This window comes from Sphingomonas sp. AC411, from assembly GCF_979253035.1.
Genome location: NZ_CEEDAQ010000001.1, coordinates 1181594 through 1207542 on the forward strand (window position 1 = coordinate 1181594; position 25949 = coordinate 1207542).

At 66.5% G+C, this 25949-nt stretch carries 16 protein-coding genes, 8 pseudogenes and 1 riboswitch; of the genes and pseudogenes, 4 read left to right on the forward strand and 20 right to left on the reverse strand.

Features of this window, described 5'->3' with window-relative positions; genetic code table 11:
• Window positions 1-36: 36 nt before the first annotated feature.
• The 5 genes and pseudogenes from AC0IX7_RS06100 to cobO form a co-directional block, all read right to left on the reverse strand.
• Window positions 37-614 (reverse strand): annotated as a pseudogene (locus AC0IX7_RS06100) (adenosylcobinamide-GDP ribazoletransferase); the annotation flags it as partial.
• A 41-nt stretch (window positions 615-655) separates the two neighbouring features.
• Window positions 656-1225: a histidine phosphatase family protein gene (locus AC0IX7_RS06105; protein ID WP_471810860.1), complete on the reverse strand. Its 570-nt coding sequence runs from the start codon at window positions 1223-1225 to the stop codon at window positions 656-658.
• Window positions 1222-2235, reverse strand: coding sequence for a nicotinate-nucleotide--dimethylbenzimidazole phosphoribosyltransferase (gene cobT / locus AC0IX7_RS06110; RefSeq protein ID WP_471810861.1), 1014 nt, complete (start codon window positions 2233-2235; stop codon window positions 1222-1224). Before cobT ends, AC0IX7_RS06105 begins: the two co-directional genes overlap by 4 nt.
• Window positions 2232-2639: a DUF1636 domain-containing protein gene (locus tag AC0IX7_RS06115; RefSeq protein ID WP_471810862.1), complete on the reverse strand. Its 408-nt coding sequence runs from the start codon at window positions 2637-2639 to the stop codon at window positions 2232-2234. The genes cobT and AC0IX7_RS06115 overlap by 4 nt, the downstream gene beginning before the upstream one ends.
• 172 nt (window positions 2640-2811) lie before the next feature.
• Window positions 2812-3007, reverse strand: a riboswitch (cobalamin riboswitch).
• Between the two features lie 165 nt (window positions 3008-3172).
• On the reverse strand, window positions 3173-3778 hold the full coding sequence (cobO, locus tag AC0IX7_RS06120; protein WP_471810863.1) for a cob(I)yrinic acid a,c-diamide adenosyltransferase: 606 nt from the start codon (window positions 3776-3778) through the stop codon (window positions 3173-3175).
• Window positions 3779-3845: 67 nt separating this feature from the next.
• Between cobO and AC0IX7_RS06125 the strand changes: the two are divergent.
• Window positions 3846-5464: pseudogene (locus AC0IX7_RS06125) on the forward strand (NAD(P)/FAD-dependent oxidoreductase).
• Between the two features lie 177 nt (window positions 5465-5641).
• On the opposite strand, the pseudogene AC0IX7_RS06130 reads toward AC0IX7_RS06125, so the two are convergent.
• From AC0IX7_RS06130 to AC0IX7_RS06180, 11 genes and pseudogenes are all read right to left on the reverse strand, one after another.
• Window positions 5642-6310 (reverse strand): annotated as a pseudogene (locus AC0IX7_RS06130) (peptidylprolyl isomerase).
• Between the two features lie 261 nt (window positions 6311-6571).
• On the reverse strand, window positions 6572-6877 hold the full coding sequence (locus AC0IX7_RS06135; protein ID WP_471810864.1) for a UBP-type zinc finger domain-containing protein: 306 nt from the start codon (window positions 6875-6877) through the stop codon (window positions 6572-6574).
• Window positions 6874-8536: pseudogene (locus AC0IX7_RS06140) on the reverse strand (FAD-dependent oxidoreductase). Before AC0IX7_RS06140 ends, AC0IX7_RS06135 begins: the two are co-directional and overlap by 4 nt.
• Window positions 8533-9915 carry an FAD-containing oxidoreductase gene (locus AC0IX7_RS06145; RefSeq protein ID WP_471813762.1) on the reverse strand — a complete coding sequence of 461 codons (1383 nt, stop codon included), beginning with the start codon at window positions 9913-9915 and terminating at the stop codon, window positions 8533-8535. Before AC0IX7_RS06145 ends, AC0IX7_RS06140 begins: the two are co-directional and overlap by 4 nt.
• Window positions 9912-10076, reverse strand: a complete 165-nt coding sequence (locus AC0IX7_RS06150; RefSeq protein ID WP_471810865.1) for a hypothetical protein — start codon at window positions 10074-10076, stop codon at window positions 9912-9914. Before AC0IX7_RS06150 ends, AC0IX7_RS06145 begins: the two co-directional genes overlap by 4 nt.
• 131 nt (window positions 10077-10207) lie before the next feature.
• The gene (locus AC0IX7_RS06155) at window positions 10208-10459 is read right to left on the reverse strand and encodes a Rid family hydrolase (RefSeq protein ID WP_471810866.1); all 252 of its coding nucleotides are present in this window, start codon (window positions 10457-10459) and stop codon (window positions 10208-10210) included.
• Between the two features lie 41 nt (window positions 10460-10500).
• Window positions 10501-10743 carry a hypothetical protein gene (locus AC0IX7_RS06160; RefSeq protein ID WP_471810867.1) on the reverse strand — a complete coding sequence of 81 codons (243 nt, stop codon included), beginning with the start codon at window positions 10741-10743 and terminating at the stop codon, window positions 10501-10503.
• Between the two features lie 54 nt (window positions 10744-10797).
• A complete protein-coding gene (locus tag AC0IX7_RS06165) occupies window positions 10798-12366 on the reverse strand; it encodes a TonB-dependent receptor plug domain-containing protein (RefSeq protein WP_471810868.1) in 1569 nt (522 codons plus the stop codon).
• Window positions 12367-12467: 101 nt separating this feature from the next.
• The gene (locus AC0IX7_RS06170; RefSeq protein WP_471810869.1) at window positions 12468-13319 is read right to left on the reverse strand and encodes a TonB-dependent receptor plug domain-containing protein; all 852 of its coding nucleotides are present in this window, start codon (window positions 13317-13319) and stop codon (window positions 12468-12470) included.
• Between the two features lie 257 nt (window positions 13320-13576).
• The gene (locus AC0IX7_RS06175; RefSeq protein ID WP_471810870.1) at window positions 13577-14464 is read right to left on the reverse strand and encodes a flavin monoamine oxidase family protein; all 888 of its coding nucleotides are present in this window, start codon (window positions 14462-14464) and stop codon (window positions 13577-13579) included.
• Window positions 14422-15090: a flavin monoamine oxidase family protein gene (locus AC0IX7_RS06180; RefSeq protein WP_471810871.1), complete on the reverse strand. Its 669-nt coding sequence runs from the start codon at window positions 15088-15090 to the stop codon at window positions 14422-14424. The genes AC0IX7_RS06175 and AC0IX7_RS06180 overlap by 43 nt, the downstream gene beginning before the upstream one ends.
• 586 nt (window positions 15091-15676) lie before the next feature.
• Here AC0IX7_RS06180 and htpG point away from each other — a divergent pair.
• The 3 genes and pseudogenes from htpG to AC0IX7_RS06195 all read left to right on the forward strand — a co-directional run bounded on the left by htpG (window position 15677) and on the right by AC0IX7_RS06195 (window position 19805).
• Window positions 15677-17496 (forward strand): annotated as a pseudogene (gene htpG, locus AC0IX7_RS06185) (molecular chaperone HtpG).
• Between the two features lie 337 nt (window positions 17497-17833).
• Window positions 17834-19458, forward strand: a pseudogene (locus AC0IX7_RS06190) (glycoside hydrolase family 3 N-terminal domain-containing protein).
• A 44-nt stretch (window positions 19459-19502) separates the two neighbouring features.
• Complete coding sequence (locus AC0IX7_RS06195) at window positions 19503-19805, forward strand: fibronectin type III-like domain-contianing protein (protein ID WP_471810872.1); 303 nt, start codon at window positions 19503-19505, stop codon at window positions 19803-19805.
• A gap of 61 nt (window positions 19806-19866) precedes the next feature.
• Here AC0IX7_RS06195 and AC0IX7_RS06200 read toward each other — a convergent pair whose 3' ends face one another.
• From AC0IX7_RS06200 to AC0IX7_RS06215, 4 genes and pseudogenes are all read right to left on the reverse strand, one after another.
• Window positions 19867-20466, reverse strand: a complete 600-nt coding sequence (locus AC0IX7_RS06200) for an ATP-binding cassette domain-containing protein (protein WP_471810873.1) — start codon at window positions 20464-20466, stop codon at window positions 19867-19869.
• Window positions 20456-21145, reverse strand: coding sequence for a molybdate ABC transporter permease subunit (gene modB / locus AC0IX7_RS06205; RefSeq protein ID WP_471810874.1), 690 nt, complete (start codon window positions 21143-21145; stop codon window positions 20456-20458). The genes AC0IX7_RS06200 and modB overlap by 11 nt, the downstream gene beginning before the upstream one ends.
• A pseudogene (gene modA / locus AC0IX7_RS06210) lies at window positions 21146-21906 on the reverse strand (molybdate ABC transporter substrate-binding protein).
• A 369-nt stretch (window positions 21907-22275) separates the two neighbouring features.
• A pseudogene (locus AC0IX7_RS06215) lies at window positions 22276-25645 on the reverse strand (polysaccharide deacetylase family protein).
• Window positions 25646-25949: the final 304 nt, after the last annotated feature.

Sequence of the window (25949 nt, forward strand, 5' to 3'; positions counted from 1 at the left end):
TTCGATTCCCGCGCCATGCGCGTCGCCGGTCACGCCGCCGAGCGTCTGCCGGAACCATGCCGCGACGCCGAGCACGAGCAGCGGGAAGGCGATGAGCGCCGGCTCCCCAACTGCGGTGAGCGCGAGCAGCAGGCCCCATCCCAGCAGATCGCGCGCGCGTACCGCGCCGACAACCGCAGCGCCGAGCCCGCTGGGCCGCAGTGGCGGCAACAGTCTCGCCCATGCCAGCGGCCCCATCCTCGCCGCGAACGGCACAAGGACCAGCCCCAATCCACCCCTACGGCATGCAGCAGCACGAGCTTGGCGAGCATCTGACCGGCGATCGCGACGACGCCGAAGCTCCCGATATGCGGATCGGCCATGACAGCAAGCAGGCGCGTCCGATCGCCATGCGCTGCGCCCAGCCCGTCGGCGAGGTCGGCAAGCCCGTCGAGATGCAGCGCCCCCGTCACCGCGATCCAGGTCAGCAGGGCAGCACAGGCCCCCATCCACGGATCGACCAGCGCACCCAGCCATCCGGCCGCAGCGACGATCAGGCCGATCACGAGACCGACGATAGGGTAGAACCGGATCGCCGCGGCGAAATCCGCTGGCCCCATTTCGACCCGCGGCATCGGCAGGCGGGTCAGAAAGCCGAACGCGATGATCAGCCCTTTCACGTAGCCAGCCCGACGATCTGCACGGTCCGCGTCGGGCCCGGCCAGATGCGCAGCGAGGCCAGCGCGGCATAGGGCAGGTCGAACGCCCAGATCTGCCGTCGATCGAACCCGCACAATTCCGCGAGCGCCGCCCGGATCGCGCCGCCATGCGTCACCACCAATGTCGAAACCGGCGGCATCGCGGTCAACGCCTTCGCGACCCGGTCCTGCAACGCGGACCAGCGTTCGCCATCCGGCGGTGGTGACGCATCGGGATCGTCGTAGAATGCGGCCAACTCGGCGGGGTATATCTCGGCTGGGCTCAAACCGTCCCAGGTGCCGAAGTCGAGTTCCCGCCAGCGTGGATCGACCTCGACCGAAACGCCGCGCGGCTCACCGATCGCCGCCGCACAGACACGCGCGCGAACCAGATCGGACGCTGCGATCCGTTCCGCCGCGATGCCCTCCGCGCGTGCGACGCAGGCGGCGATCCCCGCCTCGGTCGCCGGGTCGTCGGTCCGTCCGAGCATTCGCCCCGCCACTTCGGGCGCCCCGTGCCGCATCAGGTGCAGCATGTACGCGCTCACGCCGCCGAAACGCCCGCCTCGGCGAACGTCGCCATCTCGGCATGCACGGCCAGCGCGGCTCGAACCAGCAATGTCGCGGTCGCAGCGCCGCTGCCCTCGCCCAGCCGCATCCCGAGCGACAGCAATGGTTCGATGCCCATTCGCTCAAGCAGAAGACGATGCCCCGGCTCGGCCGACACGTGCCCGGCAAGGCAATGCGCGAGAATGTCGGGGCACGCCGCCGCCAACGGCGCCATGGCCGCACAGCAGATAAACCCATCGAGCATCACCGGCAGGCCCGCCAGTCGCGCGGCAACCACCGCACCTGCAATCGCTGCCAGTTCGCGTCCGCCGAGCCGCCGCAAGATCTCGAACGGTGTGGTCAGCGCGTCCCGGTGCAGCGCGACCCCAGCTTCGACGACGGCGATCTTCCGTGCGATGCCCTCGCCATCGACGCCGGTACCCGGCCCTACCCAGTCGCTCGCCGACCCGCCGAAGCTCGCCAGACACAGCGCCGCGGCGGTCGTCGAATTGCCGATCCCCATCTCGCCGAGCACCACCAAGTCCGGCGCATCCGCGACCGCTGCCGCGCCAGCGTTGATCGCGCCGAGGCACTCCTCCTCCGACATCGCCGGGGCTTCGGTGAAGTCTGCGGTCGGCCGGTCGAGATCGAGCGATACGATCTTCAGCTCAAGGCCCGCCGCCCGCGACAGAGCGTTGATAGCCGCGCCGCCATGCTCGAAATTGGCGACCATCTGCGCGGTCACCGACCCGGGGAACGCGCTGACACCCCGCGCCACGATGCCGTGGTTGCCCGCGAACACAACCGCGCTACTGCGATCGAGCCGCGGCAGCGGGTTGCCTTGCCATCCGGCCATGAAGACCGCGATATCCTCCAGCCGTCCGAGCGAGCCCGGCGGCTTGGTCAGTTCCCCCTGCCGGGCGATCGCCGCGGATCGCGCCGTCGCGTCCGCCTGCGGCAAGCCGCGCAAGGCCGCCAGAAACGCGGCGGGCGTCGCGAATGCGGTCATTCGACGACAAACCCGGCGGGCGGCGTGCGGGTGATGAAATGGCCTTTCACGCCTTGCGGCCATTGCTTGAACGGCACCTGCCCGAACGCGCTCTCGCCGTAGAGCCGCGCGTAATCGAGGATCGCGCGCGCGGAATCCTCGGTCGGTTCGAACCGGCCGAGCACATAGCCGACCTTGGCGGGTGCGCGCAGGTGGATCGTGCAGAAATCCTGGCACGCGAACAGGCACGGCATCTCCTGCACCGCGACGTCGGCATAGGCCGGATCGCTTGCCTGCACCGTCTTCAGCGCCTGCGCGAGCCGCGCGCCGCCGCGCTGGCCCTGCTCGTCATCTCGCGCGTCGACGGAATGGCGGCATGTGTTGCACGCGACCACCGCGACGCCGTCTTCGACCGGCTTCAGCATGTCCGTTCCCGGACGGTAGTAACATGATGTGAACTTGGCATAGTTACCCCTTCGGACAGTCGATCCCGCATCGCGCGAGGGGCAAAAGGCGCACGCCTCCAGCCTCCGCGCGACGCGAAGCGATGTCGTCGCTCGGGGTGTTACCCGTCCGTTCGGCGCACCCTGGCCGGACGAAAGACGACCGCGACGGGCAGGTCTCCTGGCTCGCGGGTCAACGCCGTCCGCGCCGCCTTCTCGGGAGTATCCCAATCGGCATGAGGCACGATGGCTCGCCGCGTACAGTTGCAGGGGCAGCCGGGTGTTTCCGTTCCCATTTTCATTTCCCTACGCGTTGCCGCATCGGGAAAACCTGTCGCAGATCGAGCGATACGCGGGCGGTGCGTCGCGTGCAATACACGCCATCTCACCAAACCCTCCGTCATGCCGGGCTCGTTCCGGCATCCACCGTTTCCCAGGCTCGACAGGTTGGATTGCGCGGGACGGTGGCCCCCGGAACAGGTTCGGGGTGACGGAATGGGTGCCGTGCCGAAGCGTCAGAACTCCACGCCGGCCTGCGCCTTAATCCCGGACCGGAACGGATGCTTCACCTGCGTCATCTCGGTTACCAGATCCGCCCGCTCGATCAGTGCATCCGGCGCGTTCCGCCCCGTCACCACGACATGCGTCATCTCGGGCTTGGCCGACAGCACCGCCAGCACCTCGTCGACCGGCAGATACTCATACCGCAACACGATGTTCAGCTCGTCCGCCACGACCATCGCATAAGTCGGATCCGCGATCATCCGCTTGACCTCGTCCCACGCCTCGCGCGCCACCGCGATATCGCGCGCACGATCCTGCGTATCCCAGGTGAACCCCTCGCCCATCGGCTTGAATTCGCACAGGTCCGGGAACGCATCGAAGATCGCCTTCTCGCCGGTCGCCATCGCACCCTTGACGAACTGCACCACGCCGACTTTCCGCCCGTGCCCGATCATCCGCACCGCCATGCCGAACGCGGCGGTCGACTTGCCCTTGCCCTTGCCGGTGTGGACGATGATCAGCCCCTTCTCGATCGTCTTGCTCGCGACGATCTTATCGTGGACCTCCTTGCGCTTCGCGCTCTTCGCATTCTGCTCGTCGTCGGTCCGCATGATCATGTCCTCTCGCGCTCGCGCCCAGTACTGCCGATGGCGGATCGCGCCGCGCGGCGCTAGAGGAGCGGGCATGCTCCGCATCACCGATCTCAAGCTCCCGCTCAACCACGCCGACGAAGCGCTCCCCGCCGCGATCCGCGACCGGCTGCGCGTCACGCCGCGCGACCTGATCCGCTACACCATCGCGAGGCGGGCGCACGATGCCCGCGACAAGATGGACATCCAGCTCGTCTATTCGGTCGACGTCACGCTGAAGAACGAAGACACCGTCCTCACCCGCTTCCGGAAAGATCGCCACGTCCAGCGTACGCCGGATACAGGGTACCGCTTCGTCACCAAGGGCGGCCCGAGCTACACCGGCCCCCGCCCGGTGGTCGTCGGCGCCGGACCGTGCGGCCTGTTCGGCGGCCTGATCCTCGCGCAGATGGGCTTCCGCCCGATCATTCTCGACCAGCGGCAAGGTCGTCCGCGAGCGGACCAAGGACACCTGGGGCCTCTGGCGCAAGAGCGTCCTCAACCCCGAATCCAACGTCCAGTTCGGCGAGGGCGGCGCCGGCACCTTCTCCGACGGCAAGCTCTGGAGCCAGATCAAGGACCCGCGCCATCTCGGCCGGAAAGTCCTGACCGAGTTCGTCAAGGCCGGCGCGCCACCCGAGATCCTCACCGAAGCGCACCCGCATATCGGCACATTCCGCCTCGTAACGATGGTCGAGAGCATGCGCGAGACGATCGAGGCGCTCGGCGGCGAATACCGTTTCTCGACCCGCGTCGACGGTCTCGACATCGTCGAGGAGGCCGGCACTCGGCAATTACGCGGCGTCCACCTGAGCAACGGCGACTATCTCGAAGCCAACCACGTCGTCTTCGCGGTCGGCCACAGCGCTCGCGACACGTTCGAGATGCTCCACGCGAAGGGCGTCCACGTCGAGGCGAAACCCTTCTCGATCGGCGTGCGCATCGAGCACCCGCAATCGTGGATCGACGAAGCGCGCTTCGGCCCGTGCGCGGGCCATCCCGATCTCGGCGCGGCCGCGTACAGCCTGTCGCACCACTGCAAGAACGGGCGGACGGTCTACAGCTTCTGCATGTGCCTGGGCGGCACGGTCGTCGCCGCGACCTCCGAAGAGGGCCGCGTCGCTACCAATGGCATGAGCCAGTATTCGCGCAACGAACGCAACGCGAACTCGGGGATTGTCATCGGCATCGACCCCGAGCGCGATTATCCCGGCCATCCGCTGGCGGGGATCGAGTTGCAACGCCACTGGGAATCTACGCGCCTATGTCGCCGGCGGCTCGAACTACAAGGCGCCCGCGCAACGCATCGGCGACCTGCTCGCTGGGCGCACGTCAACGGCGCTCGGCTCGGTGATCCCGTCGTACAAGCCGGGCGTGCACATGACCGACCTCGCCGAATGCCTGCCCGAGTTCGCCATCACCGCATTGCGCGAGGCGCTACCGGCGTTCGGCCGCGAGATCCCCGGTTACGATCATCCTGACGCCGTTCTGACCGGGGTGGAGACGCGCACCTCCTCCCCAGTGAGAATCACACGCGGCGACGATTTCGTCAGCCTCAACACCGCCGGCCTGTTCCCGGCGGGCGAAGGCGCTGGCTATGCAGGCGGGATACTCTCGGCAGCGGTCGACGGCATCAAGGTCGCGGAAGCGGTCGCGTTGAGCTTGATGGCCTGATTGCCAGGATCAACTTTCAGATTACGGCCCCGGCGAAAGCCGGGGCTCAAGTGGGGAAAGTCGTTGGCGACGGCTGCACTCCGTTACTGCAACCTCTCCATCTGGGCCCCGGCCTTTGCCGGGTGGTTATCGTGGTTGATCGCGATCGCCAAAGAACCGTCCGCGAAGACGAACAAGTCACTTCTTCTGGTCAGGCCTCGTCTTGATCAGCCAGGCCCGCGGCAACCCCGTCGGCTTCGCCACCCCGTCCAGCCGTCGCGCGCTGACCAGCGTGACGCGCTTCAGGATCATCTGGTCCTTGAACGCGTCCATTCCACCGCCGGTCGGCTTTGCAAGGATACGTTTCACCACGTCCATCCCCCGACGACGTGCCCGAACGCCGCATAGCCCGGATAGCCCGCGCGCGCGTCCATCGCCGGCGCCGGGCCGACCGTTATGAAGAAATTGCCGCCCGCCGACGCCGGGGTCATCCCGCGCGCCATCGAGATCGTCGCGTTGAGATGCTTGATTCCGGTCATCGCGGTCGTCTCGAGCGGGAACGGCGGCAGGATGCGGCGGGCGTCGGTGCGGATCCCCCTGGATGAAGCCAAGCTTCGGCGACGATTTCTGACGGCTCGCGCGGTAGAAGTCGGTCCCGTCGAACCGCCCGTCATCGACATAGGCCAGAAAATTCGCGGTCGTCTTCGGCGCATGGCGGGTGTCGAGTGCCAGCAGTATCGGCCCCTCCGACGTCACGAAGCGGACACGGACGATGCCGGGTTTCGGTCCTGCTCGGTTCGCCTGCTGCGCGGATCCCGCCGTGGCGAGCGCCGCAACGGCCATCAGCCCCATCATCACACGCCGCATGTTCGCTTACTCACGCCTTTACCGATGAGGGTCGGCTAGCGGTCGGGGTCGGGTGAAGCAAGCGAGGGTGATCGGGTGTGAGGTTGGATCGACGGTCGTTGCCGCGTTGAGCAACACCACCCCGGCGCAGGCCGGGGCCCAATGGGGACGGCAATAACAAAGTATCGCCCGCCATTACTGCGGCCTTGCCGATTGGGCCCCGGCCTCCGCCGGGGTGGTGGTACACGCGGATAAACCGACGCAAACAAAGCCTACCCCTCGTTAAACATACCGCGGAATAGGCCCCCATTGCGGCGTCTGGTCGGGCAGGTCGACCATCGTCTCGTCGACGAAACACCAACCCCATCCCTCGGGCGGATCATAGCCCTCGATGATCGGATGCCGCGTCGCATGAAAGTGCGCGGTCGCGTGGCGATGCGGGGAATCGTCGCAGCATCCGACATGCCCGCATGCCCGGCACAGCCGCAGATGCACCCATTCGCTCCCGATCCGCAGGCAGTCCTCACATCCTTTGGCGCTCGGTGTGACCGACCGGATAGTATCCCTATGCGTGCAGCCGTAACTCATGACGCCTCCCGTTCGGCCATGTCGGCGAGCGCGACATGGACCTGCGCGACCACCGCCGCCCCCTCGCCGACCGCCGCCGCGACTCGCTTGGTCGAGCCAGCGCGTACGTCGCCGATCGCGAACACGCGCGCCCGGCTCGTCTGCAACGCGAGCGCCGCTTTGCCCGTGACGATGAACCCCTTGTCGTCGGTATCGACGCAGCCTTGTAGCCAGCCGGCATTGGGATCGGCGCCGATGAACAGGAACAGGTGACGCATCGCGCAGGGCTTGGTCGAGCCATCTGGCTGGCGGAACACAGCTCCGGTCAGCCCGGTCGCGCGGTCGCCTTCAAGGCCTACGATCTCCGTGCCGACATGCAGGGTGACGTTGGGCAGCGCCGCGATCCGGTCGATCAGGTACTTCGACATCGTCGCCGCCAGTGCCTGTCGCACGATCAGATGAAGATGTTTCACGCGAGGGGCGAGGAAGACCACGGCCTGCCCCGCCGAGTTGCCGCCGCCGACCAGCGCGACCTCCTCGCCCTCGCACAGCCGCGCCTCGATCGGCGATGCCCAACAGGACACGCCTGCGCCCTCGAACATCGCCAGATCGGGGATGTCGGGTCGGCGATAGCGCGCGCCCGACGCGACGATCACGGTCCGCGACCGGACTCGCTTGTCATCCGGCAGCGCCAGCACCAGCGGATCGTCCGCCGGCCGCGCCTCATCGCAGGCGAGCCGCGCAACCTCCAGCGGCACCGCGATCTCCGCGCCGAACTTCAGCGCCTGGTTGAACGCGCGACCCGCCAGCGCCTGCCCGGAGATACCGGTCGGAAACCCGAGATAATTCTCGATCCGCGCGGACGCCCCCGCCTGCCCGCCGATCGCGCGCTCGTCGAGCACGACCACCGAAAGTCCCTCGGACGCCGCATACACCGCCGCCGCCAGCCCCGCCGGCCCCGCCCCGACGATCGCGACGTCGTACACGATGTCCGGATCCAGATCGGGCGTGATCCCCAGGCACGCCGCGACCTCGACGTCCGTCGGTCGCTTGAGCACCGTCCCGTTCGGACAGACCACTAGCGGCAGATCGCCGCGCAGCACGCCGATCCGGTCGACCAGCGCGCGGCCTTCCTCGTCCGACGCCGCGTCGAGCACGATGTTCGGATAGCCCGACCGCGTGAGGAACCCCTGCAACCGGACGATGTCCGGACTGCCGGGCACGCCGACGATCACCGTGCCGCCGCTGCCCTGCTCGATCAGCCCGACGCGGCGGAGGATCAATGCGCGCATCACGATCTCGCCGACGTCCGCCGAACCGACCATCAACGCCCGCAGATGCGCCGGATCGAACGGCAGCGCGGTGCAGCCATCGGGGCCGGCGCGCCCGCCAGCGAGAGACGGGCGTCCGGCGAGCTGGTTGACCTCGCCGGTCAGCTGCCCCGCGCCATGCGTGGTGATCGCCGCCTCGTGGCTCAGCCCGTCACGCCGGACGACGTCGATCGATCCCGCCAGCACCAGCCAAGCCGGCGCCCCCAGTTCGCCGATCGCGTAAACCTGCCCCCGCCGCGAAGGTTCGCGCGGGACCGCTCGCGAACCGCTTTGCCGTTTCGATCTGCTCGGCGTCGAGCACCGGAAACATCTGGTGCTCGCGCGAGGCGACGCTGTCGTTCGGAATCATCGCGGCACCACCGGTTCGAGACCGAGCAACAGCGTCGGGATCAGTTCGGACACGGTCGGGTGGATCGGCACCGCCCAGCGCAGCGCCGACACCGGCTGGTCCGCGTTCATCATGTCCAGGATGCCGTGGATCGCTTCGTCGCCGCCCGTCCCGAGGATCGCCGCGCCGAGGATCCGCTGTGTCTCCGCATCCGCGACGATCTTCATGAAACCCTTGGTCTCGCCCTTCTCGATCGCGCGCCCGACCCGCGTCATCGGCCGCGTCGAGACCAGGATCGGTCGCCCGCTCTTCTCCGCCTGCGCCTGGGTCATCCCGACCCGGCCGAGCGGAGGATCGATATAGAGCGCATAGCCGACCAGCCGCTGGCTCAGCGTCCGATCGTCACCGTCGAGCAGGTTCGCAGCGACGATCTCGAAGTCGTTATACGCGGTATGCGTGAACGCGCCGCGCCCGTTGCAGTCGCCCAGCGCCCATATGCCCGGCACGTTGGTCTGTAGGAATTCGTCGACGACGACATAGCCCTTCGCATCGGTCGCGATCCCGGCGCGGTCGAGCCCGAGATCGTCGGTATTCGGCCGCCGACCGACCGCGAGCAGCACGTGACTGCCGACCACGACCGGCTCGCCCGCCGAGCAATCGACCGATACCGCGACGCCGGCGTCGTGCGCCGCGAAGGCGATGCAGTTCGCCCCGGTACGCACCGTTACGCCCTCGTCCTCCAGGACCCCGTGCACCGCATCGGACACGTCGGCATCCTCGTGCGCGATCAGCCGCTCGCCGCGCTCGACCACCGTCACCGCCGCGCCGAACCGGCGATACATCTGCGCAAATTCTAGCCCGATATAGCTCCCGCCGACGACAACGAGATGCTCGGGCACCGTCTCCAGCGCGACCATGTCGGTATTGTCGAGATGCGGAACGTCGCCGACCCCGGGCATGTCGGGCACGCTCGCCCGGCCACCGACGTTGAGGAAGATGCGCGGTGCGGACAGTTCCTCGCCGTCGACCGCGATCGTCCCTGGGCGGGTAAACCGCGCATGACCCCGCAGCAGGGTAAGCCCCGCCATCCCCTCCAGCCACGTCTCGTTCCCGGTCCGCGCGTCCATCACGACTTTCCGCGCCCGCGCCGCTACCGCCTGCATGTCGATCTCGACTTCTCCGATCCGCACGCCGAACTCCGCAGCCCGGCGCGCCAGATGCGCGGCGTACGCGCTGGCGACGAGCGTCTTGGTCGGCATGCAACCGGTATTGACGCAGGTGCCGCCAACCAGCTTCCGCTCGATCAGCGCGACGTTCATTCCGGCCGCGGTCAGCCGCCCGGCGAGCGGTGGTCCGGCCTGCCCTGCGCCGACGATGATCGCATCGAACCGGCGCATCAGAACGACGAGACCATCAGCACCGCACCGAGGATCGCGACCGCATCCTCGACCAGCGCCGCCGGACGATCGTTACAGAACGCCGCTGCTATCCTCGCGCGTAAACCCGCGACGATACCGATCACCAGGGTGAGGAGGTCGTGGACGAGCGGTGGAACGAGCATGGCAGTCTCCGATCCGTTATGGCCATGATCGTCCCACGCACCGCCATCGCCGTCAAACCGTTACGCGCCCGATCTGGCTCCGAAACGCAGTCCCCGACGGACGTCGACGGCGTCCGCGCCGTTCGGTTGCGCTATTTGGCCGCGGTCGCCTCGATCTCGACGAGGAACGCTGGTCCGGCCAGGGCGGCTACTTGTACGGTTGAGCGTGCGACCGTGTTCGGGTTCTCCGCCGTGCCGAAGAACATCCTGAAGGCATCGTTCATGCCGGCAAAGTCCATCTTGCCGCCGAGCTTGGGATCGCCCGCGACGAACACGGTCAGCTTGATGATGTCGCGCATCGCATAGCCCTGCGCCGCCAGGATCGTCTTGATCTTGGTGAACACGCTGATCGTCTGCGTCTTGGTGTCGCCGAAATCGGCGATCGTTAGCTGCGCCGAGGAGTCTTGCTGGCCGGGTCGATCGGTGCGGCCAGCTGCCCGCTCAGATACAGCATCTTGGCGCCCGCCGGGACGGTGACCCCCTGGAGGATCAGCCCCGGGGCGTGTTGGCGTGGCGGACGATCGCGGTTTCCAGGCGTCTGCGCGCTCGCGACCGATGCACCTACCAGGGCCGTGAACCCGGTCGAGACGGTGAACAGGGCGAGCGATGTAACGAAGGTCTTCGACATGGATATCCTCTCGTGAAGACCGGGCGCCGAAGGGATCCGGCGCCCGGCAGATGATCAGAAACTGACGTTCATGCGTGCATAATAATAGCCGCCGTTGATCCCGTACGGGCTGAACGTCAGCGGCGCGTCGAGCTGGTTGCCGCCGCCGACCAGCGTGTTGTTGGTCGTCCCCGGCACCAGGCCGAGCGTCGGCGGCCGCTTGTTGAAGACGTTGTTCGCCCCGATCGACAGTTCGAGCTCGTCGGTCGCCTTGAAGTTCAATTCGACGTCGCCGATGAACGCGGTGCCGATCTTCTGCGTATAGAACGTCCCGCCGTCCGGGCTGTATTTGGACGAACTCTTTCCGTAGACCGTACCCCGCAGCGTCATCGAGAATTTGTCGATCGAGTAGAAGGTCGACCCGATCACCTTCACCCGCGGCGATGCGGTCTCGATATTGGCACGCGCACCGGCGTCGAACAGCGAGATGTTGCCCAGCGCTGCGGGGGCCGTGGCGAGCTTGGTGATCTTGGTCTTGTTGTAATTGCCCGACAGCGTCCAGGTCGCCTTGCCGTAATCGCCGAAATCGCTGGCGTAGCTCGCGACGAGGTCGATGCCGCGCGTCCGGGTATCGGCGCCGTTGGTGAAGATGTTGATGCCGGTCTGGCTGACGGTCGGATCGAGGACGTTGCCATTGGCCAGGATCGCCGCCGTGACGATCGGGAAATTGCTCGCCCCACCCTGCCCGAAGATCGAGCCCGTGCCGAGAATGCGATCCTCGATCTTCACCTGATAGGCATCGATCGTGATCGTCAGCCGCGGAACCGGCCGGATGACCGTGCCGAGGCTGTAGTTGGTCGACTTTTCAGGCTTCAGATTGTCGAAACCGATCAGCTTCGCCGCGGCGGAATTGGCCGGCAGCTGGACGAAGGCCGCGGTTGGCGAGACGTTGGTCGCCGAGTAGAACGACTCCGCCAGCGTGGGTGCGCGGAAGCCGGTCGAGAAGGTGCCACGCAGCGCGAACGCATCCGAGAAGTCGTAGCGCGTCGTACCCTTGTAGATGAACTTGCTGCCGAAATCGGAATAATGCTCGTAGCGCCCGGCGACGTCAACCTTCAGCCCCTCGATCGGCATCAGCGCGACATCGACATAGGCCGCCTGGGATTCACGCCCGTTGACGCCCGCATCCGAAGGCCGGAAACCGGGATAGGATTGCCCGCCCTCCTTGTAGATCGAGGCGGCATCGCCTGAGCCGATCTCGTACACGTTCTTGCGATATTCGCCGCCGAAGGCGAGGTTGATCGGAGCGGCCATCCCCGCCTCGACCTCATGCGTGAAGTCGGCGTTGGCGGTGAATTCGCTCGATTTGAAGAACCCGTTGTAGAACGTCGTCGGGGTGAAACCGGTATCCGCGTAGAGCGACGCGTTGGCGGAATCGATCGTGTAGATCTCGTTCTTGTCCTGCCCGAACGTCGTCGACAGGTCGTAATGGAAGCCGCTGACATCGCCGCGCAGACCGCCGGTAAACGCCATGTCCTCCTCGCGGATCTTCTCGCGTGGCGAGAAGCCGTTGACCGGGCTGTCGCCGTCGGGATCGAAATAGGTCGTCACGCCGCCGACGGTACGCGACACGCGGGTCGGCACGCGGACATTCTCGTAAGCGCTGGCGACCCGGCGCGAATAGGTGCCGAAACTATAGGCCTCGACCCCGCCGAAATCATATGCCGAGTTGTATTGGAGGTTGGTCAGCCGCGACTGCGCATCGCCGCTGATCTTGTTGACGTAAGGAAGCCCGCCATCCCCGGATACAGACTCTGCTGGACCGCGGTGATCGACGGCGAGGACGTGCTGGTCAGCAGATTGCCGTTGATGTCGGTGACACGGCGATCGAGCCCGCCGACCTGCGTGAAGTCGTGATAGCGGTAGAAGCCGGTGACGTTGATGAAGCCGGCATCGCCGAGCCTGGTCGCGAGGTGCAGCGTGCCCGCATAGGTACGCCCGCCGGTGTCGTAATTCTCGCCAGCGGTGATGTAACCGTCGCCGCCCTCCTTGTCGTCCTTGAGGATGATGTTGATGACGCCGGCGATCGCGTCCGAACCATATTGTGCCGCCGCGCCGTCCTCGAGCACTTCGATCCGCTTGATCGAGGAGGGCGAGATCAGATCGAGATCGGCGGTCGCCGCGCCCTGGTACGGTCCGCCGAGGACGGCGAGGTTCGAGGTGCCATGCCGTCGCTTGCCGTTGATCAGCACCAGCGCGTGATTCGGGCTCAGCCCGCGCAACCGTGCCGACAGCGTGAGGTTGGCGGTATCGCCACCAAAGGCCTGCGCGGTAAACGACGGCACGAGTTGTGTCAGGACCTGGTTCAGGTTCGGCTGGCCGACATGGCTCATCAGGTCGGCGTCGAGCACCTTGATCGGTGCGGCGCTTTCGGCGGCGGTGATCCCGGTGGCGCGGGTGCCGGTGACGATGATGTCGTCGCCCGGCGCGCTGGCCTGGGCGGCAACTTCGACTGCTTGGGCATGCGCGGCGACGGTCGACAGGCTTGCGAGTGCTACGGCAAGTGCGCCACGTGAAATGCTGGTAACGGTCTTCATAAGGACTCCCCCTTATTGATGATCGCCGTTCATGCATCTCTCCCAATCGCACGATGATCTCAGTCATCGTTGCGTGATCGATCATTCCCGCAATCCATGATTGCGAACTATAGCCTCCGATATTGTTGGTGTTCGATATTCACAGGATTGCGAGGAAACGGATCAGATGCAACCGATTCGACCTCAATCTGAAACCATATTGTCGCAATTCCGGGTATCGTTACTTCAAAGCAACGATTGCGACTTGGTTTCGACGGTCATGCTGCGCGGCTTCGACGTTCGATGCTCGCCTGTGCCGCCACGCGTTGGGCCAGTGCCATCACCTGGCCCTGCGCGGACTGAATACCGCCCTCCTGCCAGCCCGGCGTCTGGCTGAGCGCGGCGGAGGCGAAATAGACGCGCCCATCGGGCTTTTGCAGCAGGCGGAACTCGGGCGTGTCGATATGCCCTTCCTGCCGGCCGTTCGCGCTGCCCGCATTCCAGTCCGGCCAGGGCCCCAGGCTGTACGGGATCTTGTGCCAGTTGACCGCGAGCCCATTGACCAGATCGGCGCCATGCCCGGGATGCAGCCGGTCGACGACGCCGCGTGCGAACGCGATCTGCTCGGCAATCGGTCGCTTCGCGAACTCCGCAGCGGTCGGGCCCGACGAATAGCAGCCGAGCAACATGCCCCGCTCCGAATGCAACCCGGCCGAGGGGTACCAGATCAGCGTGGTAGGGCCGCCCACGAACGAGATGCCGCCATAGATTTGCTCGCGCTCCCAAAACCGCGGGCTTTCGAACGCCACCTTGTTCGAATGATCGTACACCACGCCGGCGATCGTCTTCTTCAGCGCGGGCGAAAAATCGGTGTCGATCGCCGCGAGCACCGGGAACGGGATCGTGCAGATGATGTAATCCGCCTTCACCGTATCGACGACCTCGCTCGCCTTGTCGCGGTACACCACCTCGACGCCGCGCGGCGTGTGGCGGATCTTCGTCACCTCGGCACCGCGGATCGCAGGACGGCGCAGGTTGCGATCGAACCCCGCATGGATCCGGTCCATCCCGCCGACCGGCTCGAACATCGTCGCCTGCATGTAGAGATTGTCTTCGAACAGCGTCATCGGCAGCCGTTCGTTGGCGAGCAACTGGTCGAGCGCCACCGCGCTGCCTGCCGACGAGAAGGTGACGCCAGCCCCGGCGCTGTGCCGAACCCCGATCGCTCGGTGCCGGCGAAACTATAGTCGGTGCCGAGATCGCCATATGCCTTCAGGAACGGCATCAGCTTCTGCTTGTCCGCGGCGGTCACCGCCTGATCGAGCGCACCCTGGTTGAGCGCCTTGGCCAACAACTCGGCGATATGACCGCGCATGTCGTTGATCGCGGTGCGCATCCGGATCTTGCTGCCGTTCTCGCCCATCACATAGGCCGAACGGCTCGAATTGACCTCGACCTCCAGCGGCACGTCGAATTTCTTGGCGTAGCCGATCAGTCCCTGGTGGAAACTCGGGATGCGCGCCGGCCCGGCGTTGAAATAGATGCCGTCGGAGAATTTGGCGGTCTGCGTCGCCTCGCCGATCATCTCGATCTTGTCGCCGTCGCGCACCGTCCAGGCACGTCCGCCGACCCGGTCGCGCGCCTCCAGCACGGTCACCTGAAACCCTGCCTGTTCGAGTTCGTAGGCGGCGGTCAGTCCGGCGATCCCCGCGCCGAGAACGACGACATGGACGCCCTTACCGAGTGTCGGCGTGAGTGTCGCAAGCGCTTCGGCATGCGACGTTCCGATCAATCCCCGTCAGTCCCAACGCCTGCATGGCGCCGAGCGTGGCACCCAGCCCGCCGATCAGGCCAAGTCTTCCAAGAATAGTCCGGCGCGTAATTGCTGTATCGCGTGTAATCATCGAGGCCCTCGAATGCGGCAAACCTCCCCAAAGGTTTGCCGAACGTCAGAAACACCGCCGGGTCGAACCGGTCAGCGGCCTCGCAGGATCATCATCCCCTAGTCAGTCACGATGGACGCAGGATAAGGTGCGGAAAAGAACGGATAGTTCCTTTCCACGCGTCATCTCGACACGTTGCATCTTTTGACTGGCTGATTCGGATTGAACATTGCTTCGCGCTGTAACGCAAATGAAATCTTCGTTGACAGTGGCTGAACCGCGTCGCGCCGTTCCGCCTCCGCGCTTGCAGGAAAGCCCGGCCCTTGAATTTGAACTGACCTCCAGCCAACTCTCGCGGCAGTCGTTTCAGCAAGAGACCTGCCACATCTTATGACCACCGAAACCACCCCCGCCGCCGAACCCGCCGCTCCCGTCACCGAAACGTCCGCGCCCGCAACCCACGCGTTCGAGGCGGACGTCGCGCGGCTGCTGCACATGATGGTGCACTCGGTCTATTCGGATAAGACCGTGTTCCTGCGCGAGTTGATTTCGAATGCGGCCGATGCCTGCGAAAAGCTGCGCTACGAGGCGCTGAGCGCCCCGAACTGCTCGGGGACGAAACCCGCACGCAGATCGCCATAACGCTCGATCCCGACGCCAAAACGCTGACGATCGAGGACAATGGCATTGGCATGACCGCCGACGACATGGGCGAAGCACTCGGCACGATCGCGCGGTCGGGCACCAAGGCGTTCATGGACCGCATCGCCGCCTCGTCCGGCTCGGAGGGTGCGCAGTTGATCGGCCAGTTCGGCGTCGGTTTCTATTCCGCGTTCATGGTCGCCGAGAAGGTGGATGTGATCTCGCGGCGTGCCGGGGCAGACACCGCGTCGGTCTGGTCGTCGGACGGCCTCGGTACCTACACGATCGCGCCCGTCGACACCGCCGAAGCGCCGCCGCGCGGCACCCGCGTCGTCTTGCACCTACTCGAGGACGCAACGTCGTTTACCGACCGCTTCACGGTCGAGCGGCTGATCAAGGACCAGTCGGGTCACGTCCCCGTCCCGATCACGCTGCGCGAAAAGCCCGATGCCGAGCCGGTCGACATCGCCGACGGCGCCGCGCTCTGGACCAAGCCCAAGTCCGAGATCAGCACCGAGGACTATGCCGATTTCTACCGCAGCGTCTCCGGCCAGTTCGACGAGCCCGCAATGACGCTCCACTACCGCGCGGAGGGACTGCACGAATATTCGGTGCTCGCCTATGTGCCGGGCGCCAAGCCGTTCGACCTGTTCGATCCCGACCGCAACGGCCGCATGAAGCTGTACGTGAAGCGGGTCTTCATCACCGACGACGCCGAAGTCCTGCCGCGCTATCTCCGCTTCATGCGCGGGTTGGTCGATTCGTCCGACTTGCCGCTGAACGTCTCGCGCGAGATGATCCAGGAGAGCCCGATGCTCGCCGCGATCCGCAAGGGCGTGACCGGCCGCGTGCTGGCCGAACTCGACAAGCTCGCGACGCGCGATGCCGATGCGTACGCCAAGATCTGGGAGAATTTCGGCGCGGTCCTGAAAGAGGGATTGTACGAGGATTTCGAACGGCGCGACGCGCTGCTCAAGCTCGCGCGCTTCAAGACCACGACCTCGGGCGGCGCGTGGCGCTCGGTGGCGGACTATGTCGCGGCGATGAAGGACAACCAGACCGCGATCTACTATGCGGTCGGCACCGATCTCGACCGCCTCGAAGCCTCGCCGCAGCTCGAAGGGTTCCGCGCCCGCGGGATCGAGGTGTTGCTGCTGCCGGACTCGGTCGACGGGTTCTGGGTGACGGCGGGCATCGATTGCGATGGCAAGCCGTTCAAATCGGTCACGCAGGGCGCCGCCGATCTGAGCCTGATCCCGCTGGTCGACGGTGCCGAAGTACCGACTACCGACACCACCCCCGAAGTCGCGGACTTCATCGCGTTCGTGAAGACCACGCTGGCCGACGCCGTGTCCGAGGTGCGCGCGTCGGAGCGCCTCACCGACAGCGCGGTCTGCCTAGTCGCGGCGGATAGCGGCATGGACCGGCAGCTCGAACGCATCCTCGCCATGAGCGGCCAGGCCATGCCCGCCGCCAAGCCGGTGCTGGAGATCAACCCGCGCTCGGCCCTGATCGCCAAGCTCGCCGCGCTCGGCGAGGACGAGACGGCACTGCGCGAGGATGCCGCGCACCTGCTATTCGACGAGGCACAGATCGCCGACGGCGAGCGCCCGCTCGACGCCCGCGCCTTCTCCGCCCGCCTCTCGCGCCTGTTCACCCGCGCGTTGGGGTAAGCGTCGTCGACCACGGTTTCGCGGATTTGCGGAACCGTGGTCCAGCGACTAGTCCGCTCCAAAGACTCAGGAGCAGGATATGTCGCCCATTCTAGACCGCCGCCAGATGCTGACCGGCGGCGCGGCCATCGCAGGCCTGTCGCTCGGCTCGACCGCGGCGTTCGCGCAGAACGACCGGATCGAAAGCCTGATTGCGAAGATGACGCCGGCCGAGAAAGCCGGCCAGCTCAGCTGTTTCTCCGACCAGATCCGGCCGATCGGCGTGCCGTTCAATCCCGGCCTCGCGACCGGCGGTGCGGCCGAGCAGATCGCGCGGATCAAGACCGGGCAGATCGGCATGCTGTTCAACGGCGTCGGCTACGCAGGCGCCAAGGCCGCGCAGGATGCGGCGATGGCCACCCGGCTCAAGATCCCGCTGATCTTCGCGGGCGACGTCATCCACGGCCTGCGCACGGCATACCCGCTGCCGATCGCCGAAGCCTGTGCGTTCGATCCCGACCTTGCGATGCGCACCGCGCGCGCCGCGGCGTTGGAAACCACCGCGCTCGGTATCCACTGGACCTTCGCGCCGATGGTCGACGTCGCGCGCGACCAGCGCTGGGGCCGCGTCGCCGAAGGATCGGGGGAAGATCCGTATCTCGGCATTCAGTTGGCGAAAGCGCGCGTTCGCGGTTTCCAGGGCGACGACCTGCGCGATCCGACGCGCATGGCCGCGTGCGCCAAGCATTTCGCGGCCTATGGCGCAGTCTCGGGCGGGCAGGATTACAATTTCACCGAGATTTCGCCCGCCACGCTGCACGAGGTCCATCTCGCACCGTTCAAGGCCGCGGTCGACGCAGGTGTTGCGACTTTGATGAGCGCGTTCAACGACATCGACGGCGTTCCTTCCAGCGGGAATCACTGGCTGATGACCGATCTCCTGCGCGGCGAATGGCGGTTCCGCGGGATGGTCGTCGGCGACTACACCGCGGACGAGGAACTGATCGCGCATGGCTATGCCAAGGACGGTCGCGACGCCGCGAAGAAGGCGTTCATGGCCGGCATGGACATGGCCATGCAGTCGAACCTGTTCAATCTGTGGCTGCCCGACCTCGTCGAGAAGGGCGAGGTCCCGCTCGCGCGACTGGACGAAGGCGTCCGCCGCGTGCTGCATCTAAAGGACGCGATCGGGCTGTTCGACAACCCCTATCGCTCGATCAGCCAGAAGGCGGAACGCACCAGCGTCTCGACACCCGCGATGCTGAAGCTCAGCCGCGAGGCCGGCGCGCGTTCGATCGTGCTGCTGAAGAACGACGGCAACCTGTTGCCGTTGAAGAAGAACCCCGGCCGGATCGCGCTGATCGGGCCGTTCGCGGAGGACCGCAAGAACGTCGTCGGCACCTGGGCGTTCATGGCCGACGAGAAGCTCAATGTCTCGGTCGCGCAAGGCCTGCGCGCGCGTGGGCTGACCGTCACGACGGCGCCGGGGTCGGAGATCGAAGCCCCCTGCCCGGCGGGATCGCTGCCGCCGTCGCCGCTGCGCAAAGCGCGGACATCGTCCTGCTCGCGGTCGGCGAATCGCAACTCATGTCGGGCGAGGCGCAGTCCCGTAGCGAGATCACCATCCCTGCCCCGCAGATGGCTCTCGCCGAGGCCGTCGTGGCGACGGGCAAACCGGTCGTCGTCCTGCTCCGCCACGGCCGTGCGCTGGCGCTCCACGGCGCGGTCAAGGATGCGCCTGCGATCGTCGCGACGTGGTTCCTCGGGTCCGAGAGTGGCAACGCGATCGCCGACGTCCTGTTCGGCGACGTCAATCCGTCCGCCAAGCTGTCCGCCAGTTTCCCAACGAAAGCGGCCAGGAACCCTATTTCTTCAACCACAAGAACACCGGCCGCCCGGCACCGGATACGGGCAGCCAGGAATACAAGTCGCGCTACCGCGAGACCAAGAACGAGGCGCTCTACCCGTTCGGTCACGGCCTGAGCTATACCAGGTTCGCGGTTTCCAACGTCGTCGTACCGGCGCGGATGACCGACACGCTCGCCGTCACCGCCACCGTCACCAACACCGGTGCGCGAGCCGGCGACGAAGTGGTCCAACTCTACATCCACGACCGCGTCGCCAGCCGGACCCGCCCGGTCCGCGAACTGAAGGGCTTTGCGCGCGTCTCGCTGGCGCCCGGCGCATCGAAGCGCGTGACGTTGACCCTGAAGCGCGAAGACCTCCGCTTCTGGGGCGATGGCGATTGGGTCGTAGAGCCGGGGATGTTCGATCTCTGGGTCGCGACCAGTTCGATCGACGGCGAGAAACAAAGCTTCGAACTCGTTTGATGCCTGTTCTGCCGCGAAGGCGGGAACCCAGTATGGGTCCCGTCTTGGCCAGCCAACACCGCTACATCCGCACGACCCGGTTTCCGATCCGCTCGGCCTCCTCCGGGTCGTGCGTGACCATCAGAATCGGCAGGCGCATGACGTCGCGGACATGCTCGATCGCCAGCATGATCTCTTCGCGCCGCGCCCGATCGAGCGACGACAACGGCTCGTCGAGCAGCAGGAAGCGCGGCCGGCTGAGCAGTGCACGGCCGATCGCCACCCGCTGCGCCTCACCACCCGACAGCGTACGCGGCCAGCGATCGAGCAGATGGCCGATGCCGAGAAAGCCGATGATGTCCTCGAACCGTTCCGCCCCGCCGCGGACGCCGTAGAGCAGGTTCGCGCGGACGCGCATGTGCGGGAACAACCGCGCCTCCTGAAACACATAACCCGCGCGGCGACGTTCGGGAGGACGTCGATCCCGTCGCCGAACAGCGTCTCGCCGTCGATCGCGATCCGCCCGCGATCGGGCCGCAGCAGCCCGGCGACCATGATTTAGGACGCTCGACTTGCCCACCCCCGATGGACCGAACAGCACGGTCGCGCCCTCGCCTGCATCGAGCGTCAGCGATATCAGCGCGTCGCCGAGCCGCTTCTCGATAGCGATCTCAAAGGACATGGAGCCCCCGTCCCGCGCGCCGCGTAAGTAGTTCCGACGCGATCAGAGCAATGAGCGACAAGCCAACGGATACGCACGACAATCGCCAGACCAGCGCGTCCGCCCCCGGCTGTTGCAAGGCCGAGTAGATCGCCAGCGGCAAGGTCTGCGTCTCACCCGGCACGTTGGAGACGAACGTGATCGTCGCGCCGAACTCACCGATCGACCGCGCGAAGCCGAGCACCGCGCCCGCCAGCACGCCGGGAATGCTGAGCGGCAGCGTCAGCGTCCAGAATACGCGCCACGGCCCCGCCCCCAGCGTCCGCGCGGCGTTCTCCAGCCGCCGGTCGACCGCCTCGATCGAGATCCGCATCGCCCGCACCATCAGCGGCAACGCCATCACCCCCGCCGCGATCGCTGCGCCGGTCCAGCGGAACAGCACGGTGATCCCGAACCAATCCTGCAACCAGCCGCCGATCGGCCCATTGGGCCCGAACGCGAGCAGCAGCAGCCATCCGGTCACCACCGGCGGCACCACCAGCGGCAGATGGATCGCAGCATCGACGATCACCTTGCCCGGAAACCGGAGGCGCGCGAGCAGCCAGGCCAGCGTGAAGGCGACCGGCAGGGTCACCAGCATCGCTACCCCGCCGACCTTCAGCGACAGTGCGACGATCTCCCATTCGGCCGCATCGAGCATCTAGCGCGCGGAGAATCCGTAGCGCACGAAGATCGCCTTGCCCGCGCGTGAGACGAGGAAGCGCCGGAATGCCTCGGCCTCGGGGTTGGTCGATGTCTTCAGCCGTGCGACCGGATAGGTGATCGCCGGGTGCGTGTTCTCGGGAAAACGCCTGCGATCCGGACCTTGGCGGACGCCTTTGCATCGGTCGCGTAGACGATCCCGAGCGGCGCCGCGCCGCGCTCGATCAACGCCAGCGTCGCGCGAACATTCTCCGCGCGCACCACTTTCGGCGAAACCTGCTTCCAGACGCCGAGCTTCTCCAGCGACGCCTGCCCGTATTTCCCCGCCGGCACCGCGGTATCCGCCATCGCGAGCGGTCCGGCGGTCAGTACGCGAACGAGCGCGGCAGGCGGACGGACCGGGATGCGGACAATGCTGCCCGCCGGTGCCGCGACGACCAGCCGGTTGCCGAGGAACGTCACGCGCGTCGAGGCGACGATCAGGTTCTTCTTCGCCAGTGCGTTCATCCAGTCCTCGTCGGCCGACACGAACAGGTCGGCGGGCGCGCCGGCCTCGACCTGTCGCGCCAATGCCGACGACGCCGCAAACGAGATCGTCGGCTTCGCATGGCCCTGTTTCGCCCACGCATCGGCCGCAGCGGTGAGCGATTCCTGCAACGAGGCCGCCGCCAGCACGAGCGGTGGGCGCCGCTGCGCCTGCGCCGCCACCGGCGCACCGATCAGCGAAGCGGCCAGAACCAGCCGCAGCGAATGTTTCACCTGTGTGGACTCCTCGAACCCGTCACCACCGCTATAGGGCGCAGCGATCGCCCCGCGCTACCGCGAAACGGACGTACGATCCTGCCCTCGAACTCGTTCCGTCGCGCGCCGAACGTTCCCGCAACGGGTGACACGCGCTACGCGTACGCCGAGGCCACCGACAGCCTCTAGGCATGGCCCTTCGCCTCAGGGCTCGTCGACATTCAGTTTGCCCCGCCCAATCAGCTCGTTTCTTCGTCATGCCGGACTGGTTCCGGCGTCCACCGTGCCGCAAAATCGATAGAATTTGGTTTGCGGAACCGTGGACCCCGGAACCAGTCCGGGGTGACGGGGTCAAATCTTGCGAGCCAAATTGAATGTCGATCCGGCCTAGTTCGCCGTCACCCGCCCCGTCCGCGCCAGCTTGCCCCAGCCGACCAGCGGCCCGCGCAACGCCTGCGCGATCGCCTTCAACACGACGTAATACATAACCTGGCGATACCCGATCCGCTGCGGGATCAGCAGCCAGAGCAGCCGCCAGCGCTCCTTCCGCTCCAGCGCAAACGCGATCGTCGCGGCGAGCAGGTCGATCGCCGTGAAGATCAGCCAATAGGCAAGCATCGTATAGACGTCGTGGCTGGTCTGCTCCCAACCATGTGCCTGCACGGACAGATAGGTCGAGGCGAAGCTGACCAGCAGCGCGAGATCGATGATCGGCGAGATCGACGCCAGCACGATCTGGAACACGATCGCCTGCGGCAAGCCGGACCAGCCGAGCCCCCGCGGATGCGAGCTGCCGATCGCCGAGCGGTGCTTGTACAGGCATTGCAGCGTCCCGAACGCCCAGCGGAACCGCTGCTTCGCCAGCGCCCGCATCGTCTCCGGGGCCTCGGTCCAGGCGATCGCGAACTGGTCGTGCTTCACCGCCCAGCCGTGTCGTTGGATCGCGATCGTCAGGTCCTGGTCCTCGGCGAGCGTATCGTCGGGATAGCCGCCGACGCTGCGGATCGCCTCGAGCCGCCACGCACCGACCGCACCCGGCACCACGGTCATCGCGTTCAGCCGCGCGAGCGCACGCCGTTCGAGATCTCTGCGCGGTGATGTATTCCAGCGCCTGCCACTTGGTGATCAGATTGACGCGGTTGCCGACCTTCGCGTTGCCGGCGACCGCGCCGAGCTTCGGATCGTCGAACCACCGGGCGAGGCGCGCGATGGTCATCGGCTCGAACTGCGTATCCGCATCGAGCGCGATCACGATCTCGCCGCGCGCAAGTTCGAGCCCGCGGTTGAGCGCGCGTGCCTTGCCGCCATTCTCCAGTGTCAGCAACCGGACGCGGTCATCGCCCGAGAATGATTCTGGAAACGACGCGGCTGGTGCCGTCGCTGGAACCGTCGTCGATCACGATCACCTCGATCGCGACGTCGGCGGAGGCGAGCACGCCCTGCACCGCACGGACGATCACGCGCTCCTCGTTGAACGCCGGGATCATCACAGTGACGAACCGCGACGGATCGATCGCCGGGAACACGGTCTTCAACTCCTCGTCGCGCCTGGATCAGCGCGAGCGCGGAGAGGGCCAAGGCGCGCAGGATGCCGATCGTGATCGCGATGCCGAAGATCCAGCGGAGTGCGACGACGATCCCGCCGAGCGTGCTGAACAGCGCGAGATCGGCGACGGCGGCGACGCGGTCGCTCGACGAGATCACCGGCATCGCCGCATCGCGCGACAGGCCTGCCAGCGTCGAGACGGGCACGAAGCTGTAGCCCATCGCGCGTAACCGATCGATGATGATCGGCAGCGCGGCGACGGTCTCCGCGCGATTGCCGCCGGCATCGTGGAGCAGGATGATGTTGCCGCTGCGCTCCGGATTGCCCGCCTCGACGCCGGCGATCGTCCGGTCGATGATCGCCTGCACGCCCGGCCGCTTCCAGTCGTCGGGATCGACGTGCAGGCCGACCGAGATATAGCCACGCTGCTGCGCCTCGAGCGCGGGCAGGATTTCGTCCGCGGTGCTCGGCTCGGCATCGCCGAAATAGGGTGCTCGGAACAGCCGCAGCGAGCGTCCGGTGAACGCCTGGAACAGCCGCTGCGTCGCGTTGAGTTCGTACTTCACCTGGCGCGTCGAGACGTTGGCGAGGTTGGGATGCGTATAGGTGTGGCTGCCGATCTCATGCCCCTCGGCGACCATCCGTTCGAGCAGCGACCGCCGCGTCAGCGCATTCTCGCCGATCACGAAGAACGTCGCCGGCGCATGCTCGCGCTTGAGGATGTCGAGGATCTGCGGCGTCCATTCGGGATCGGGACCATCGTCGAAGGTCAGCGCGAGCTGTTTCGGACGATAGCCGGTCCGCATCACGACATAGGGCGACGGCATCCGGGTGAAGTTGACGTCAGCGATCGTACCGTCCTTGGCCGGCACCGCGTCGCGGATGCCGGTGACGGGCTCGGCGGCGATCTTCAGGATCTCGCCATTGCCCTCGATATCGACGTTGGTGCCCGCCGGCATGGCGTCGATCGAATCGGGCACCGGCAGTTTCCGATGATCGCGACCCCAGATCGACCAGAGCCCGGGATCCTCCGACCCGAGACGCCACAGAGCTACGCTGCCCAGCCCCGCCTTTTGCAGGAATGCGATCTGGTTGTACGCCGACGCCGCATCGAGCAGCCAGACCTGATGCTGCACGCCGCCCTCGGAATAGGCGAAGCTGCTGTTGCCGCTAGCCTTGTCGAAGGTCGGCACCGTCCCCGAATCCGCGGCGTTCTGCCACGCTTCCTCGACGTCGAGCGCGTCGCCGTTGCCGCTCTCGGCCCCGGCATGCCAGTCGTAAGCGTAGGAGCCGATCGCGACGACCAGCTTCGACGGCGGATGCCGCGCGCCGCATCGGCGACCATCCGCGCGAACCAGCGTTGCGACGCGATCGGGCCCGGCGCCCCGCTCGTCTCGTGCTCGTCATACGCCATCAGGAAGATCTTGTCGGTTACCTTGGCGTAGGCGGGCAGGCTCAATCGGGGTTCGCGACCGGCGCTGCGATCGCGACCACCCAGCCACGCGGCGCGAAGCGGGCGCGGGTCTCGGCGAGGAACGCGCGATAGTTGGGCTGCGCCGACGCGGGCAAATCCTCGAAATCGTAGAACACGCCGCCGGCATGGTTCGCGCTGAGGAACGGTACGAGCTTGTCGAGGAACGCCGCGCGTGCCTTCGGATCGGCGAACAGCGCTGCGCTGCCGGCGCCGTCCCAATTTCCTTCGACCGCGTTCTGCACCATCGGCAGGATCACCGGGCGATGCACCGCCTTGTTGAGGATATCGCGCCCCGCCTGATCGCGGAACACGGTGATCTTGTGATCCTTGCCGGTGATCGAGACCCAGCCGGGGATCAGCCAGTCGAGCTGTTCGACGTGCCGCGCGAGGCTCGCGGTGCTCGCCTCGTCCCACGGCACGTGAAAGGCGATCGCGAGCGACGGGTTGGCGCCGTTGCCGACACCGGGCTTGGCCGCGCTCGTCCCGAACAGTTGCCGGGCGTAGTAGTTGATGTCGCGCCGGGTCTCGCGAAGGATCCCACCACGCGGTGCGGGCAGCTTGTGGAGCGCGGGGTGCTCCGGCTCGATCGGCAGCAGCGGCGCGGTGGGCACCGCGCCGATCGACACCGCGAATACCGCGATCGACAGCAGCAGCAACGCGACGAACGCTGCAACGCCAAAGGTAAAGCGCCGACGCCGGCGGCCACTTGCATCGTAGAAGACGGGATTGAGCGACATGGGACGAGTATCAACCGGCGGAGGGAAAACGGCAAATTGCGATTTCAGGCCGCTACAGCGCGTGACACGCGGACGCTTCTGACAAATGCGTCACGCTGGCGTTAGGAATAGGCTGGATCGTACCGCGGCAAGCCGAACCGGGCAGGCTTGAATATTGGCTCGAAGCGATCCTCCCCGCAAGGGGAGGTGTCGCCGAAGGTGACGGAGGGGAGGACACGGAACGGCGGTTGCCGCTTACCTCCCCTCCGTCTGGCAAGTCGCCAGACACCTCTCCCTTGCGGGGGAGGATCGATGGCACCCTACC